The organism is Thalassospira sp. ABL2_045 (assembly GCF_056161285.1).
In genome coordinates, this window is sequence record NZ_JBSWYV010000001.1 from 414,368 (window position 1) to 431,217 (window position 16,850).

Genomic DNA, 16,850 nt, shown 5'->3' on the forward strand with positions numbered 1-16,850 from the left:
CCCCGGTTTCCCGGGAATGATACCGATTGGGCATATTCAATCAATACTTCCGCGTGCTCATGGCGCCCCATGGTCTTAGCGCAAACAAGCGACGCGGAAAAGAGTGGAGATCACTGACATATGACTGCAATGCCCGACTATGCCATCGAAGTCGAGGGGCTGACCAAGGTCTATAAGGGTTCGAACGGCGAAAAACGTGCGCTTGATAACGTATCGCTCAAGATCCCGCGCGGCTCGTTTTTTGCCCTGCTGGGCCCGAACGGTGCCGGAAAATCTACGTTTATCAACATCCTGGCCGGTCTGGTGACCAAGACCAGCGGCACGGCGAAAATCTGGGACTATGATATCGAAGCCCAGATGAGGGCGGCCCGTTGCTCGATCGGGATCGTGCCCCAGGAACTCAATCTTGATGCATTTTTCACCCCGCGTCAGGTGATGGAATTGCAGGCGGGCCTCTATGGCGTGCCGAAATCCGAACGCCGCACGGACGAGATTCTGTCGGCCATTGGCCTGTCTGACAAGGCAGATTCGTATTCGCGTTCGCTTTCGGGTGGCATGCGTCGCCGTCTTCTGGTCGGCAAGGCAATGGTCCATACCCCGCCAGTACTGGTTCTTGATGAACCGACCGCAGGTGTCGATATCGAATTGCGTCAGCAGCTTTGGGCCTACGTCAAGGAACTGAATGCGGCCGGTGTCACCATCGTTCTGACGACGCACTATCTGGAAGAAGCCGAGGAACTGTGTGACGAGATCGCGATCATCAATCAGGGCAATGTCATTGCCCATGAAGACAAGCGCAGCCTGCTGCGCCGGATTGATGCCAAGACGCTGATTCTGACGGTGAATAACGAACTGAACGCTGTCCCTGATGCCCTTTCGCCCTGGGGGGCAGAGCTTAAATCGGAAAACCAGATCGCGCTTTCGTACCGCCCAAGCAACACGCAGATGGCGGAAATCCTTGAGGCAATCCACGGCTGTGGCCTTGCGATCAAGGACCTGTCGACCGAGGAAGGCGATCTTGAGGACATCTTCCTGAAGCTGACGCGCGACAACAACAAGGAACGCGCCGGCAAGGCTGCCTGATCTGACGCGTTTTTTGATGGTCTGCAAAACCCCGCAAATTCTTGCGGGGTTTTGTTTTATCGGCTTTAGTGACGTTCCACTCTCCGTGCTGATCCGGTGCCCTGTGTCCTTTGTTGGTGATTTCTCCAGAATTTTTCAGACACTGATCGCCCTTGCTCTGATCGGGCTGGTTGCGGCCTGCGCGCCGACGGTCCACCCGGCGGGGCCACCGGTTGCCCAAACCGTGCTTGGATCAGATGTTTTTACAGCCGCTGATGGCACTGAATTGCCGCTGCAAAGTTGGGGTGATCTTGAAAACCCGGATGCTGTGATCCTTGGCTTGCACGGGATGGGCGATTACGCCAATGCCTTCATGGAGTTGGGCGAACAGATCGGCCCAACCGGGATTGCGATCTATGCCTATGATCAGCGCGGCTTTGGCCGAAGCCCGTCACGCCCGTTCTGGGCCGGGGCGGCCAGCCTGGTCAATGATGCCAGCGATGTCCTGACATTGTTGCGTGCACGCTATCCCGATAAACCGATTTATCTTCTGGGCAATTCGATGGGCGGGGCCATCGCGATCATTGCGGCCGCTACGCGCAGCCATTTGATGGATGGTCTGGTGCTGGTGGCACCCGCTGTTTGGAATCGCGACATGATGCCGTGGTATCAGACCGCCCCGCTTTCGGTGATGTCGCACAGCCTGCCTTGGTTGCCCTTGACCGGGCGGGGGCTTGATATCTGGCCATCGGATAATATCGAGATGCTGCGCAGGTTATCGCGCGATCCATACATGATGTCATCAGTGCGCGTCGATCTGATTGCCGGGGTTGCCGATATCATGGATCTGGCGCGCATTCTGGCTGGTGATGTTTCCGTGCCGACCCTTTTGCTTTCGGGTGAGCAGGATCAGGTCATCCCGCCGGAGGCCGTTGAAGCCCTTGCACGCGCGCTATCCGCGCTCAGCTTGCCGGTCTATCACCGTTGCCTGTATCCGGGGGGCTATCACATGCTTTTGCGGGATCTGAACGGGCCGGTGGTGATTGAGGATATCCGGCGTTGGGTCATGGGCGGCCAAACCGATCAAAATTATTCCTGCATCATTAACTGATTGCGTTTTGACCAGTAATGCATGATCAGGTAGCCTTTTTTAAAGAGTTGCAATGCATTATGCGGGTTGTCGAACCGCTGTTTCGTTCCGATATGCCAAGCAGCGATTGACGGTGTAACATCACTTAACCGGAGGATCAGGACCGGCATGCTAAGGACCATTCGGGCAAAGTTCCTGGGTGTCGCGGCCTTTTTCGTCGTGTGGCTCGTCGTGGCCACCGGGTTCTCCGTGATCCAGTCCCTTGGCATCAATGGTGATCTTGAGGCGGTGTCGCGCTATGTCACACCGGTCAAAGACTCGCTTTCGGACGTACGTGCGCGCCAGCTTGAACAGATTTCGCTGATTGATCGCTATATGCGCGTGGTCGAAAGCGACGGGCCGCAGACATCGCTCTTGAATGGTATCGAGATCGAGATCGAGGCCAAACAGACCCAGATCGAACAGGCCTTCCGCAAATCCTTTACCTTTGCCGCCCTTGGGCGGGCGCAGGCATCCGCACATTTTGATGAGGGTGTGCTGCTTGATCTTGATGTGCGCATGCGGGAATTTGCCGATGTGTCCGCGCAATTTTCGCTGGGTGTCGAACGACTGCTTGATCAGGTGCGGGCGGGCAACTTGCCAGATGCCGGGGCGCAGGAAAAAACCGTGCGCGGCCTGCACCGGATTATCGTGCTTAACCTGCGCAATGAAATCCGGCTTCTGGAAGATTACGCCGCCGAGACGGTGGAAAACGTCTCCAAGCGGGAAGATTTCCTGATTCAGGCCGAATTCATCATGATGCTGGCAGCCGTGATTATCGGTATTTCGCTGGCCTATTACATGGCGCATGCGGTGGTGGTGGCCGTGCGCAAAACCACGAGTGCGCTGAATTCCATTCAGTCGGGCAAGCTCGATACGAAGCTTGAATTCAGCTCCAAGGGTGATTTTGGGCGTTTGGGTGATGCCTTTAACCGCATGACCCGTGAGTTGCGCGTACGGTTTCGGATGCGCGAACGGTTTGGCAAATATGTCGATCCGAAAGTCATCAATAATCTTATCAATCAGGAAACCGCGCTTGAGAATTCCGAAAAGCGCGTGATGACGGTCAGTGTCGTGAACCTGACCGGGTTTGACTGGCTGGCCGAACATACCCCGCCCGAAAAGCTTGTTGATTTCCTGAATGACTATCTGACGGCCATGACCGAACCGATCGCCAATCAAAGCGGGATTATCGACAACTTTGTTGGTGACCGGGTGATTGGCTTCTGGGGCCCGCCGTTTTGTGGCGAAGGCGCGCATGCCAAACATGCCTGTCAGGCCGCCCTTGAACAGGTCGCGCGCTTCCATGCGCTTAAGACCAAATATGCTGATCTGATCGGTGATCACGGTCTTGAAATCCGTGTAGGTATTGCGACCGGCGAAGTGGTTGTCGGTTCCATCGGCACGGACAAATCCCGCGCCTATACCGTGGTCGGTGATTGCGTGAACTATGCCAACCGGCTTGAAAAGGCCAACCGGGTCTATGGCACGCAAATCCTCGCATCGCACGAAACCGCCAGCATGGCGTCGGGCGAAGTTGAAATGCGCGATCTCGATCATGTCGTGCTGCTCGGCACCGAAAAGGTCGTCTTCCTCTATGAAGTCCTGGCCCCCGGTGGGCAGCTTTCCGAGGAGCGGCGCGATTGGCGGAGCAAATACGAAACCGCCATGGCGCATTACCGCGACGGCAATTTCGATGCCGCCCGCCCGCTTTATGAAGAAGTCATCGAATTTGATGATGCCGATTTTTCCGCCCAGCTGATGATGAACCGGATGGAACGCCTTGAACGCCGCGAACAGGACCGCGAATGGGACGGCACATGGGTGGTGCGCGATCCCTATGAACGCCGAGATGTCGAAAGTTAAGGTTAGATTTCTTTTTTCCTGATACGCAAGCTGTGAACGGTTTGGTGTCTTTTAAGTTCTTGGGGCCGCTGATTTATGTCTGACAAGATTTTCTATGTTTCTTTGCAACGAACAGGCACCAAGTCCTTTGGGCAGTTTTTTGCAAATAACGGTTATAAAGCTGTTAGCTGGTCTGTATCCCATGCCAAAAATTGGCCGCAACTTTCGATTGATGGAAACTTTCCGGCCATTTTGGCGAGTGAAGAATTCAAAAACGGTGAGATATTCGAGGATGGTCCCTGGTCACACGTAAACCTGGTGAAGTATCTCTACTGGGCTGTCCCGAATTCCTATTTTGTTTACTTTGATCGGCCGTTTGATGACTGGTTCGAGTCACTGATAAGCCATTCAAAAGGAACCAATCCGGGAAATGCGAAGCGGCACGCAACCGTCTATAATTGCCTTGATGACTACTATGGGTTGGTTGACCGTGGATTGCCCGCGAGACTTGATTTGCCTTCACGCAAAGAAGTTTATCGTCGCGCATTCATGAACCATCGTCTGCAAATCCGCGCGTTTTTTGAAGATAAAGATCCCAAACGCTTCTTCTGTGCCGACCTCTATGACAAAGAAAAGTACAAGAAGCTTGGTGCGTTTTGGGGACTTTCATTCCAGCACGATGACGACATACATATACACAAGTCAAACCCGAAGGCTTGACTTGTGTCGATACTCGTCAGGCGATCTGTGGTGCGTAGTGCTTCTTAAGAAATGCCAGCGTTGTTTTCGGGGTGATTTGTCCGATGGAGTCAAAATCACCTTCTTTCAGGAAGGCACGCACGCTTGATGCGCTAATGACCTGATCGCCGTTTGAGATTCTTGGAATGATATCCACCTCAATCCCGAAGGTTGGCAGTATTTCAGCCATTTTCGCATTGTATTTCTTGGTAAGCTGACACTTTGGCTCATCACCGAGAAAGATTTCGGTTATGCCGAGGCGCGGGGCGATGTATTCGCAGAAAAACCATGCTTCTACCGAGGCATCTGCAGGCACATCATTTTTGTCCTCTTTCGAAAAGTATTCCGGGAAAGTGACAGTCGTACAAATATACCGGCCCCCGTCGATCACCTTGACATTCTTGAGATGCGCAAGCCCGTCACGCACCATCTCTTTGCGGTGCTTGAACGGGAAGAATGACATATCCTCCTCGATGACAAACACATAAAGAAAATCAACCTGCTTTGCCGCATATTCAAGCAAGTGCAGATGGCCAAGTGTAAACGGGTTACAGTTTACAGCTACGCTGCCGTATTTTTTGTGTCCGGGCTCTCGGACTTCATCAAGATAGGCCACGTATGTGTCGAGACCTTGTGATTCGAACATTTTGCTGAATGTCCGGTACAGGGTGTATTTTTGCAGGCCAAGGGCATTGTGTGCACGTGCGTATTGCTGCTCCGTTATTGGCGCAGCATCCGGGTTCGCTGTCGCAGCGGGCTTAGAAAGCCTCTGAGCAATCCGTTTGCCGAAAAGCTTGTTGCCACGTGGGCCGACGTGAGAATGGTCAATGAATAATTCGCCATAATCATGTGGTCGACTGAGATTGATGTGTTCGTATTCAATCCCTGACTTTGAAACGAACTCTTCCGGCAATTCAAATGTCGACCAAACAATTACCACATCATCTTTTACCAGATGCTGGTGAAGGATATTGTTGAACCAGACAAGAACGGTTGAGCCGCGCAAGCCATGGTTTTCGACTTTGAATGTCTTGTTCCCATCTTTGCCGGATTTTTGGGTAAGATAGCTTTGCAGATAGCTGGCAATTGTGTGGCTATCTTCGGAGCCGTATCCAAAAACATCTGATGCACCAAACAGCATAACCCGGTTATCAGCGTGTTCAGGGTGCCCCACCGTATGACGGCAGCCTTGGCTTACATTGATGTAAGAAGATTCCATGTCCTGAAGAACAAGGCGTGTTGATTGGATGTGGCTTTGCGGGCCGTCAAAAACCTGGCTGAGATATTCAGGCGAGAAATGCGGGATGCCGTTGTAATGTTCTTCGATATGTGGCGGGCAGCCTCTAAGCCACTTTTCACGGACCCCCATATTCTGCCAAAGCTTCATGCCAAGAAGCATGTTTTCTGTCTCGCTACGATTTTTTACACGTAGCACATCGTCATTATAAAATACGATAAAGCGCGCACCTTGGCTCTGAACCTTTGCCTTCATATAGGCAAACAGGTCGTACATAACGCTTTCCTGAAGAGCTGGCCCGATGGACTGCAGCCAGCTGTTGGGCTTGCTTAAAAGGTGTTCAATAAAGAAAAGTTTGTCGAAATACTTGTCTAACGGCTGTTTAAACGCCTCAGACCCGACAAATGTTCTGAGTAGCAAAGAAAGGTTCTTCGGCTGGAAAAAGTTTGGGCTTAGTTGATCTTTTACCTGTTTGAACACATCAAGTGCGCCTTCAAGATCACTCATACGCAGCCGTAACTTACACTCAAGAAAGGTGGTCGCATCAGCAATGATGCCTCTCGATCGAATGTCAGTCAGCGTTTTGATCGCAGCGGTCAGGTTTTCTCGACTCTCGTAGAACCGAGCCAGTGCATATGCAATATCCGGACTATCCGGTGCGAGCTCAAATGCAGCTTGCAGGACAGGTTCTTTGCGTAGTGTCGAGTACTCAGAGGTCGCTTCGAACTCTTCCGGAATGGTGAAGAACTGATCGGCCATCTGAATGAGAGACTTGGCGATATCGTAGGCGTTTGACTGCTGCATTGGAATAACCACTATAAAGCCGATGTGAAGCGATATTATGCATGACTGTATTCAACTGATAGCAGAGAAAAATTTAGAGATTGGAAATTTTAAATTTTGAAATGCGTAATTTTGTCTGCGTTGGGGGAAAGAGGAAGCTTGAGTTTGTTTTGACTCCTTAAGCACTGCTGGCACGGGAGTTCGCCGTAAACCACACTGAAAATTCTTGCTTGCTGTTCTTAAAACCTGTATCACGCAATCCGCTAAAGGCACCCGTAGCTCAGCTGGATAGAGCGTCGCCCTCCGAAGGCGAAGGCCACAGGTTCGAATCCTGTCGGGTGCGCCAATTTCCCCTAAAATCCTAACCGTGTTTGTGCTGGTATTTTCGGCATGGGTGTTTAGTCTTCCCGAACTTATTCGAATTTCGGGATCTAGATCATGCGCGGCTACCTTCACAACCTTTCTGGTTATAACGTGCTGTTTTGTATGGCGGCGCCGGCGGAGTATGGGGAATTCCTCAAGGCGCGGTTTACGCCTTTGATGATCGGGGTTGGGCCGGTGGAGGCTGCGATCAATTTGACTGCCGCCTTGACCGAATTGAAGTTGGCTGGTGATTTGCCTGATCTTGTTGTGACCTTGGGGTCGGCCGGGTCGCGCACGTTGGAGCAGGCCGAGGTCTATCAGGCTGTTTCCGTGTCCTATCGCGATATGGATGCGTCGGTTCTGGGTTTTGAGAAGGGCTGCACGCCGTTTGTCGAGTTGCCAGCCGAGATCGAGATGCCGCATCGTATCCCCGGCATCCCCGAAGCACGTTTGTCGACCGGCGCCAATGTGGTGTCAGGCGCAGCTTATGACGTCATTGATGCCGATATGGTCGATATGGAAAGCTTTGCCATCCTGCGCGCCTGTCACAAGTTTGATGTGCCGCTGATCGGTTTGCGCGGCATTTCCGATGGCAAGGAAGAGCTTTTCAAGCTTTCCGACTGGACGGCTTATCTGCATGTGGTCGATGAAAAACTGGCTGTTGCCATTGATGCGTTGAAGGCTGGTCTTGAAAGCGGCGAGATCAGCATTCCCAAACGCTGATCCCTCTTGTTGCATTTTCGAAACAATCAGGAATTCTCAGGTGCCTGCGCGGATCTGATCAAGGGTTTTGACCGGGGTGAGCGCCTGTGGGTCGACCTGAATTTCGAGGATGGCGGGTTTGTTTGAGGCGATGGCGCGCTCAAAGGCCGGTCCGAAATCCTCTGTCCTGGTGACGGTTTCGCCGTAGCCGCCAAAGGCCTTGGCGTAGGCCGCGAAATCCGGGTTGTGCAGTTCGGTGCCCGAAACGCGACCGGGATAGTTGCGTTCCTGATGCATGCGGATGGTGCCAAACATGCCGTTATTGACCACCAGCGTGATGATATTGGCACCATATTGCACGGCGGTGGCAAATTCCTGCCCGTGCATCAAAATGCATCCGTCGCCGGCAAGGCAAACCACCGGGCGGTCCGGATGGGCCAGCTTGGCCGAGACCGAGGCCGGCAATCCGTAGCCCATCGAGCCCGATGTCGGGGCCAGTTCGGTGCGGTATTCCCGATAGCGGAAGAAGCGATGGAGGAAGGCGGCATAGTTGCCCGCCCCATTGGTGACAATCGCATTATCGGGCAGTTTTTCACGCAGTTCCGCCACCACATGGGCCATTTTGACATCGCCCGGGGTTTCGACCGGGGTGGAAAAGGCGATGTAATTGGCATGTGCGGTTTCAATCATCTCGTGGCGGGCCGATCCATCTACCGGCTCCATCATCGCAATCGCGCGCAGGAAGGAACGCTGCGATGCATTGATCGCGACATCCGGGCGATAGACCCGGCCCAATTCATCGGGCCCACTGTAAACATGCACCAGTTTCTGTTTCGGGCAGGGGATATCCAGCAGGCTATAGCCACTGCTGGTCATTTCCCCCATGCGTGAGCCAACCAAAATCACAAGATCGCTGTCCTTGATGAATTCGGCCAGCTTGGGATTGATGCCGATGCCGACATCGCCGATGAAGTGGCTGTGCGTGTTGGGGATATAGTCCTGACAGCGGAAGCTTGTCGCAATTGGCACATTGTTACGAAGTGCAAACGATTTAAGGTTTTCAGTCGCTTCACGGGTCCAACCGCCACCCCCGACGATCATCACCGGTTTTTCGGATTTCGAAAGCGCCTCGCGGAAACGGGCGACGTCTTCGGGGGCTGTTTTGGCCTCAATCGGGACATAGGGTTTGGCATCCGGTACGTCCGCACTTGAAGACAGCATGTCTTCGGGAAGCGCCAGAACCACCGGGCCGGGGCGGCCGGATGTCGCGATGTGGTAGGCGTGGCTGATATATTCCGGGATGCGGTTGATGTCATCGATCTGCCCGACCCACTTGGCCAAGGGTTCGAACATCTTGCGGTAATCGACTTCCTGAAACGCTTCGCGATCGACCATGTCACGCCCGATCTGGCCAACCAGCAGGATCATCGGTGTGCTGTCCTGATGGGCGACATGAACGCCGGCCGATGCGTTGGTCGCACCCGGGCCGCGCGTCACCATGCAGATGCCCGGCTTGTTGGTCAGCTTGCCATAGGCCTCTGCCATGATGGCAGCGCCACCTTCCTGACGGCAGATGATCGGTTCCATGTCGGGATGATCGACCAGGCCATCAAGCACGGCGAGGTAGCTTTCGCCCGGGACAAGAAAGACGCGTTCCGCCCCGTGCAGGGCCAGTTGATCGACCAGAATGCGTCCGCCATGGCGCGTTTCTGTTTTCCCGGACATGTTTTAAGAACTCCGTTGCGTGGGGCAAAATGGGCTTTTCAGGTTATCTGTTTGCCATCCGGGTTTTGACCCTGATGATGGCGTGATCGCGATTTCATCATGGAAAACGGGCAAAGGTAAAGACGTCTGATCGGCAAAACAGCGGAAAATCCGACGATATATGGAGCGGTTCTAAAACCCCTGCGTTTTTGCCAAAAAACGGCAGAGCATTATGCTGCAGTGCGGCCCATCCCCAGTGGATTCCCGTCAACTTAGAAGTACCTTTCGGCCACACGCACGATGTCGCCCGGCATGACGATGGTGGCAAGGGTTGCCGGGATGACGACGCGCGATGCGTCATGCCCGCGCAGGATTTCGATATCGTCCTCATCCCCGCGATAGGTCAGGCCCCCGCCGACCGCGATGGCATTGAGCACATTCATGCCAGGTACATAGTCATAGGATCCCGGTTGATTAACCTCACCCATGATGAAAAACGGGCGAAAGGCGATGATTTCAACCGCGATATCTGGATGGCGCAAATACCCATCAAGATAGGCGTCATGTATTTTCTGGCGTGCCTGATCCGGGGTGAGGTTGCGCGCATCAACCGGCCCGATCAGTGCCAGATTAAGCCGACCCATGGCATCGACCTTGAATTCGCCTGACAGGTCCGGCTCGCCAAACACCGTGACCCGCACCGTATCGCCACTATCCATGACATAGACGGTCTGGGCCTGTGTGCCGGGAGTGCTTAACAGGGTCAGGATGAGGACCATCAGGGCAAAAAGACGCCAGGGTGATACGCCGGATATCGGGTGTTTCGGGATCATTTACATCTCCAGCTTGAGGCGGATGTGGCTTTGCAGGCGGTCATAATCCTCGCCCGGACGGTTTGAATTTCGCTGGTCATAGGCAAGGCCGCCTTCGATTTTAGTCAAGCGATTAAGCCCATAGCGCAGGCCAAAGCCAAGGTGATGGGTGCGATCACGCCGTGTGGTTTGTTGATAGGTCTCAGAGCTGTAGGCAGCGTTAAGCGAAACAGTAAGCCCGCGACGCAGTTCATGCGAAATGCCGGTTCCAGCTTCAAAGGCCAGAATGCCACTGGCGCCGGTCTGGGTCGTTTCGCGTACGGTGCGTGCGGCGTTGAACGTGATGTTGGTCAGGCGTGTAATCGCCCAGTCAAAATCACCGCGCAGTGTGTAGTCGCCGATATCGCCAAAAGACGGGTCGGCATAGGACTGGCTCATCCAGCCGGCTGCCAGATCGGCCGTGATCAGATCGGTCAGGTCAAGGCGGATGCCGCCAAGCAGCTGATAGCCCGCGGAATCGCGAATGCGCCCGTCATCATCGGGCGTGCGGTTATATTGGCGTTGGTTAAAGCTGATCTCGCCATAGGCTTCGCGGCCAAGATCAAGCGGCATCAGAACACGCAGGGTTTCGCGCAGTTCAAGGCGATCGCGGTCATCATTGCGGATGCGTGATCCATTGCGTGCGGTACTGTCGTCAAAGGCGAGGCGCCGCAGGGAAAACAGTGATTCATAATCCAGGCCATTGGTGACATGGCGTCCGCCGATTTGCGCACTTACATCGCGGTAAATTACCGGCGCGGTGGCACTGGTTGAGACATCGTTACTGCCCCGTGGATCGTGGGTGCGCTTGATCTCAAACCCGCCGTCAAGCGAGGTCGCACCAAGCTCCAGACTGCCTGCCGCGCGCAGTTCAATGTCCTGATAATCATCGTCCGAAGAGTCGGCAAAAAAGCCGAGCTCGCCACCGGCCGAAAGATGCAGGTGAAAAATCCGCCAGTCGCCTTGCAGGGTCAGGCGCGGGGTCAGGGTTGTGATGACATCATCGGTCGGGTTGGCATCGCTTTGAAAAATGTTGCTGTCATAGCGCGTGCCGATATCAAGCGACGGGGTTGCCAGAAGCCGTCCGATCCGAATGCCGTTGGCCTCATCCGGTGCATCCATCGCCAGAGCTGCGCTTGGCGTGATGGCACAAATGAGTGCGATGGCCAGAAGGTATCCGCGCATCAAACCTGCCGCCGGTTACATTGAAGGCAGGGTTTCAGCCCGTGGCAGGGTCTGTGCCACGGTTTGGATGGCGCCAGTGTTTTGAAGGGCAATACAAGTGTGCGGATCAGAATGATCCCATCAAAGACAAGGCTTTGACGCCGGACATATTCAAGATCGCAGGCCGTGCGTGCACGCAAATGATCGTCGCCGCAAACCGGACCGCGCCAGCCCTGAATTTGCGCCCAGCCTGTCATGCCGGGTTTGATGGTTAGGCGGGCGCTGTAATCGGCGATGCGGGCAGAAAAGCCATGATGATCCGCAAGGCTGTGCGGGCGCGGACCAACCAGCGACATGTCGCCGCGCAGCACATTGAAAAGTTGCGGCAACTCGTCAAGGCCGGTGCGGCGTAAGGTCGCTGTGAAACGGTTCGATCGGCGCAGACTTGATGGGGAAGCGGGGTGACAGGTTCGATCCCGCAGGGTTCGAAACTTGAAAATGACAAAGGTCTGGCCGTTCTGGCCAACGCGTTTTTGAACGAAAAGTGGTTTGGTAAAGCCCAAGCCAAGCAGCAAGGCGGCAATGACGATCATGACCGGGAAAAGGATGACCAGGCCAATTCCGGCAAGGACAAGATCACAGCTACGTTTGACACATCCATTACGCACGGAAACCCGCCACGCCCTGGCCCGCATTGGTTCTGATGTGTCGGTATTCCCCATCAAGCCGGATGCCCACCCCAACATTCATGACCCTGATATTTCATAACTCAGGGTAGATGTATTGGGCGCGTTTTCAAGTTTTTATGACGTGGGTCTTTGGTCGGATTGCGCGATTTAAGCCCAAAGTTACAGGCTGTTAGCGCAAGGACGGGATGCTTGAAAGCACGGTCTTCATCAGCTGTGGCTGGCGGTTCACACCGGTCTTTGAAAAGATAGTCTTAAGGTATGTCCGTGCCGAAGAATGCGAAATTCCGACAAGTTCGGCTGCCTGATCTAGCGCCAGTCCCTCGGCCAGTTTCTGGGTCAGTTTTGCCTCGGACCGGGTCAGGCCGAACAGGTCCATCAGATCGTCAATCGCAGGCGGGCGTTGTTGCGCCGGATCGACCAAAATGATCATGAAGCTTTGCGTGCCATCGGCCTTTTTGGGGACACGCCGGATCAGAAGCGAAAGTTTTTCACCGTCGCGTTCAAGCGAGAAGCTTTGATGGCTGCGCGGCACGTTCTTGCCAGGTGGTGAGAGGAACCCGGCCAGCCCGTCCGGACTGGGATCAATGATCAGGCGTCCCTGGGATCCGGAGCGCACCAGCGAGGAGCGGCGCAATACATCAGCCCCCTGCGCATTCAAATGCAGGATGTTGAGGTCTTCATCGACCGCAATCACGCCCAGTTCAAACAGATCAAGAAATTCGGTCGGCAGGGTGTCTTCGCTTTGGCCAAGGCGGCTTTTGATTTCGGCCTCGATGTCATCAAGCATCGTCTCAAGCATGGTCGGCTTGGGATAAAAGCGAAACACACCGAGCTCATTCACCGCAAGCAGTGCTGATTGCAGATCGGCATAGCCCGTCAGCATCAAAATCAACAGGTCCTTGCGCACGGTGCGCAATTCGGCAGCCAGTTCAAGGCCGGTCATGCCGGGCATGTGGATATCAAGAATAACGGCCGAAATATCCGCGTCTGCCGTGATCGCATCGCGCGCGGCAATCGGGTCATTGAGAAAGACGCCCTCCCAGTCCGGACGCAGGCGGGAAAAATTGCGGCGATGTGACGACAGAAGGTTCTCGTCATCATCAACAAATGCAATTCGCACCGTCTTTTTGGCCGTCATCAAAAGCGCCCTCCACAAATGGGGATGTCCGAGAAAGGTAGTCTGACACTAATCTCCGAACCCTCAAAGTCCTGCTGTTCGTATAGCACGCATTTAAGGGCTTCTGTTCGAAAAGATAATCGCCCAAACCGTGCAAACCGCGCGAATGGAGATCTCCATTTATGGATCAGGTTGAAAAACAACGCCCCGTCATTTTGATGGTCGATGATGATGAAAAGCTGCTGGCGGCTGTGCGCCGGACCCTGTCGGGTTGCTTTGAATTCGTCACCCACACAGACGGGCAAAACGCACTGGACTGGCTCGCGCAGAACCGCGAGCGGACCGACCTGATCATTGCCGATCTGGTCATGCCCGAACTTGATGGTATTTCCTTCCTGAAGCAGTCGGCGCGCATGGCGCCAAATATCCACCGGATGCTGCTATCTGGTAACGTTTCAAGCCTGTCGCTGCGCGAAGCAATCAATCAGGCAATGGTAACGCGTGTTCTGGCCAAGCCGGTTTCGGTTGCGGTGCTCAAAGAGGCAATTGACCGCATCCTCAATACCGAAGCTGCGGTTAAAAAGGTCACCAGCGGCCCTTCGGCCCTGATGGTCAATAATGCGATTGATCGCGCGGACTTCCATACCGTCCTGCAACCGCGTTTCCGGGCAAGCGATCTGGGTCTGTGCGGGGCAGAGGTGCTGTGTCGCATGCCGACACTGGAGAAGGAATTTGGCATCGACGAGATCATCGAATCCTGTCAGGAAAACCCGGTGATCAACCGCCTGGGCAGCCAGATGATGGCGATCATGGTCGATCAGGCACCGCGCTATAGCGCGCTTCTGGGTGATCAGGCCAATCTGGCCGTCAATCTTTCGGCCTTCTCGCTCAAGACGCCGCAATTCTTCGAGCTGATCATTCGCTTCTATGAAAAGATGCGGATGCGCGGGGTCAAGGTGAGTTTTGAAATTCCCGAACGCCAACTGGCACCCAATGATCTTGAGATGCTGGCCAATGCGACCCGCCTGCGTGAACGCGGTATCGGGCTTTTGATTGATGATTTTGGTTCGGGGAACAATTCACTCGATCTTTTGCGTCAGGAAGTCTTTGCCGGGATCAAGCTTGATCGCGATCTGGTGCGCGGGACCATGAGCGATTTCCTCGATGATGCCTTTGTTGAATGGATCGCGCAGGTCTGTTCGAAAATGGGCCTGTCGATTTCTGCCAAGGGCATTGAAAGCGCCAAGGTCGCCGAAAAGCTGCAAGTCTACGGGATTAGCGAACTGCAGGGCTTCCACCTTGGCACACCGGTTTCCCTTGATAATTGGGAAGCAAGTGCGTCAACCTCGCTTGTGGCGACGGGCTAGGCACTGTCTTGGCAAATCTCCGGTTTCAGGCATTGAAAAACACGTGCCGGTGACCACTATCTATAGGCATGTGATGGAGCATGAAAACGATGATGCATAATGCACTTAAAGCGATCGCGATGGCGATCGCACTGCTTGGTTTCCTGGTCAGCCCGGCATTGGCTGGCGGCACGCTTTCCATGACCAAGGCCGATGGTGAAACGGTCCGTGTGTCCATGCAGGAACTGATGGATTTGCAGGCGACTGAAATCAACACTTCGACCCAGTGGACCGATGGTGTCCAGACGTTCCGTGGCGTGGCCTTTGACCTGCTGTTTGATACCTATGGTCTGGAAGCAGAGACCGTGCGTGTGTCTGCCCTAAATGATTATAACGTCATGGTGCCGGTTGACATCCTGCGCGAAGACGGTGCCATTCTGGCCTACCATCTGAACGACGCCGAGATGTCGGTGCGTGAAAAGGGGCCGTTCTGGGTGATTTTCCCCTATGACGCAGACGAGCGGTTTCAGACTGATACCTATTGGGCTTATTCCGTCTGGCAGGTAAAGTCGGTTGATGCAGCGAATTAAGTCATTCTTTTTCAAGACGACGGGCAGGGCCATGTTTATCGCATTGGTCCTGTTCGTTGCGTTGTATGGCATCCTGTCCACGGCCATTGTCCGCCAACTTGACGATGAGCGATTCACCTATCGCGAAAACTTCGTCTGGGCAGTCTTTCAGGTGCAGCGCCAGTTTCTGGTTCTTCAGCGCGATATCGAAGCTGCATTTGGCCGGGTTGGCCTTCGCGATGAAGTGGTCGATGACATTCTGCTGGAATACGAAATTCTGGTCAGTCGTGTCATCCTGTTGCGCGAAGGCGAAGGGTTCAGGGTTCTGTTCACCGTGCCCGAAGTTGCCGAGACGGTCGATCAGCTCGAAGTGCAGATCGATGAGATCGATGCCGCCATGGCAAGCATCACCGATCCCGCAGAAAAACTGAGCGAGCTTTATCGCCTGCTTGAGCCGATGAACGAGGCCTTGCAGCAGGCGGTGGTGCGGACTACCAATTTTGTCTCGGTCTATAACGCCAATAATATCTCGGTCGTGAAGACCGATATTCAGGTGCTGTCATATCTGTTCTTTGTCGGCGTTATCGTGATGGCGGTGCTGGGCGGGTTCATGTTGCGCCAGCGTCAGAAGATTTTTGCCGCCGATATCGCCACCCAAAAGGCGCGCCAGGAACAGGAAGTGATCGAAGAAGCCGCCGATTATGCCAAGATGCATGCGCTTGGCACCTTGGCTGGCGGGGTTGCCCATGAAATCAACACGCCGGCGCAATATATCCAGAACAATCTGGAATTCCTGTCTGACAGCTTTGCCGATATTGTCGGCGCGATCGAGCGCAAGGACCCCAAGGAACCGGCAAAGCTTAATCTTGATAACGACAAGATCGACTTCATCAGCGAAGAAGTGCCGATGGCAATCGATGAAAGCATTCAGGGCCTGAACCGGATTGCAGAAATCGTGCGCGGCATTCGCAAGTTTGCCCATCCGACGACCGATGCGGTGGAACTGATTTCGATTAACGAGGAAATTGATACCGCCGTGACGCTTACCCGGAACCAGGTCAAGCATATCGCCGATCTGGACGTTTCGATGCAAGCAGACGTCACCGAAGTCAGCGGCCGCAGAAACCATTTGTCGCAGGCATTGATCAATCTGATCGTCAACGCGTCCCAAGCCATTCGCGAAAGTGGTCAGCGACGTGGCAATATCGACCTGCTGGTGAGCTCAGATGACGACAATGTCTATATCCGCCTGCGCGATAATGGCGGCGGGGTGCCCGAAGAAATCCGTGAACGGATTTTCGATTACTTCTTTACCACCAAGGAACGCGGTGTCGGAACCGGCCAGGGCCTGCCGATTTGTCGCAAGCTTATTCAGGATGATTTCAACGGCGATCTGACCTTGTCGGCCGATTATACAGACGGGGCAGAATTCGTGATCCGCTTGCCAAAACCCGATCACGCCGCGATGGCCGATACCAACGCCGACCTTCTTGAAGGGCCGAGCGATCTGAACAGTCTTCTGAGATGATCTGCTGAATTAAAGCTACCCTT

The 16,850-nt window shown here is 54.3% G+C and carries 14 protein-coding genes and 1 tRNA gene; 9 read left to right on the forward strand and 6 right to left on the reverse strand.

Going from position 1 to position 16,850, the window contains the following annotated elements; genetic code table 11:
• Positions 1–120 precede the first annotated feature (120 nt).
• From ACXAIA_RS01955 to ACXAIA_RS01970, 4 genes are all read left to right on the forward strand, one after another.
• Positions 121–1,083 (forward strand): ABC transporter ATP-binding protein, encoded by a 963-nt coding sequence (locus ACXAIA_RS01955; RefSeq protein ID WP_475347859.1) that lies wholly within the window; start codon positions 121–123, stop codon positions 1,081–1,083.
• A gap of 103 nt (positions 1,084–1,186) precedes the next feature.
• On the forward strand, positions 1,187–2,173 hold the full coding sequence (locus tag ACXAIA_RS01960) for a lysophospholipase (RefSeq protein ID WP_475347860.1): 987 nt from the start codon (positions 1,187–1,189) through the stop codon (positions 2,171–2,173).
• Between the two features lie 147 nt (positions 2,174–2,320).
• Entirely contained in the window at positions 2,321–4,057 is a 1,737-nt protein-coding gene (locus ACXAIA_RS01965; RefSeq protein ID WP_475347861.1) for an adenylate/guanylate cyclase domain-containing protein, read from the forward strand.
• 75 nt (positions 4,058–4,132) lie between these two features.
• The gene (locus tag ACXAIA_RS01970; RefSeq protein ID WP_475347862.1) at positions 4,133–4,756 is read left to right on the forward strand and encodes a sulfotransferase; all 624 of its coding nucleotides are present in this window, start codon (positions 4,133–4,135) and stop codon (positions 4,754–4,756) included.
• A 16-nt stretch (positions 4,757–4,772) separates the two neighbouring features.
• Here ACXAIA_RS01970 and ACXAIA_RS01975 read toward each other — a convergent pair whose 3' ends face one another.
• Positions 4,773–6,815, reverse strand: coding sequence for a hypothetical protein (locus ACXAIA_RS01975; RefSeq protein ID WP_475347863.1), 2,043 nt, complete (start codon positions 6,813–6,815; stop codon positions 4,773–4,775).
• A 248-nt stretch (positions 6,816–7,063) separates the two neighbouring features.
• Between ACXAIA_RS01975 and ACXAIA_RS01980 the strand changes: the two genes are divergently transcribed.
• Both ACXAIA_RS01980 and ACXAIA_RS01985 read left to right on the forward strand, forming a co-directional pair.
• Positions 7,064–7,140 (forward strand) — tRNA-Arg (locus ACXAIA_RS01980).
• A 92-nt stretch (positions 7,141–7,232) separates the two neighbouring features.
• Positions 7,233–7,880 carry a 5'-methylthioadenosine/S-adenosylhomocysteine nucleosidase gene (locus ACXAIA_RS01985; RefSeq protein ID WP_475347864.1) on the forward strand — a complete coding sequence of 216 codons (648 nt, stop codon included), beginning with the start codon at positions 7,233–7,235 and terminating at the stop codon, positions 7,878–7,880.
• A gap of 36 nt (positions 7,881–7,916) precedes the next feature.
• On the opposite strand, the gene ACXAIA_RS01990 is transcribed toward ACXAIA_RS01985, so the two are convergent.
• The 5 genes from ACXAIA_RS01990 to ACXAIA_RS02010 form a co-directional block, all read right to left on the reverse strand.
• The gene (locus tag ACXAIA_RS01990; protein WP_475347865.1) at positions 7,917–9,584 is read right to left on the reverse strand and encodes a thiamine pyrophosphate-binding protein; all 1,668 of its coding nucleotides are present in this window, start codon (positions 9,582–9,584) and stop codon (positions 7,917–7,919) included.
• 251 nt (positions 9,585–9,835) lie between these two features.
• The gene (locus ACXAIA_RS01995) at positions 9,836–10,396 is read right to left on the reverse strand and encodes a polysaccharide biosynthesis/export family protein (protein ID WP_475347866.1); all 561 of its coding nucleotides are present in this window, start codon (positions 10,394–10,396) and stop codon (positions 9,836–9,838) included.
• Positions 10,397–11,599 (reverse strand): outer membrane beta-barrel protein, encoded by a 1,203-nt coding sequence (locus ACXAIA_RS02000; protein WP_475347867.1) that lies wholly within the window; start codon positions 11,597–11,599, stop codon positions 10,397–10,399.
• Positions 11,599–12,246 carry a sugar transferase gene (locus ACXAIA_RS02005; protein ID WP_475347868.1) on the reverse strand — a complete coding sequence of 216 codons (648 nt, stop codon included), beginning with the start codon at positions 12,244–12,246 and terminating at the stop codon, positions 11,599–11,601. The genes ACXAIA_RS02000 and ACXAIA_RS02005 overlap by 1 nt, the downstream gene beginning before the upstream one ends.
• Before the next feature lie 190 nt (positions 12,247–12,436).
• Positions 12,437–13,405, reverse strand: a complete 969-nt coding sequence (locus ACXAIA_RS02010) for a DNA-binding response regulator (RefSeq protein ID WP_475342947.1) — start codon at positions 13,403–13,405, stop codon at positions 12,437–12,439.
• A 161-nt stretch (positions 13,406–13,566) separates the two neighbouring features.
• Here ACXAIA_RS02010 and ACXAIA_RS02015 point away from each other — a divergent pair, with 161 nt between their 5' ends.
• The 3 genes from ACXAIA_RS02015 to ACXAIA_RS02025 all read left to right on the forward strand — a co-directional run bounded on the left by ACXAIA_RS02015 (position 13,567) and on the right by ACXAIA_RS02025 (position 16,827).
• Positions 13,567–14,751, forward strand: a complete 1,185-nt coding sequence (locus ACXAIA_RS02015) for an EAL domain-containing response regulator (protein ID WP_475347869.1) — start codon at positions 13,567–13,569, stop codon at positions 14,749–14,751.
• A gap of 89 nt (positions 14,752–14,840) precedes the next feature.
• A complete protein-coding gene (locus ACXAIA_RS02020; RefSeq protein WP_475347870.1) occupies positions 14,841–15,320 on the forward strand; it encodes a putative pterin-binding protein in 480 nt (159 codons plus the stop codon).
• Between the two features lie 31 nt (positions 15,321–15,351).
• Entirely contained in the window at positions 15,352–16,827 is a 1,476-nt protein-coding gene (locus ACXAIA_RS02025; protein ID WP_475347871.1) for a sensor histidine kinase, read from the forward strand.
• Positions 16,828–16,850 lie beyond the last annotated feature (23 nt).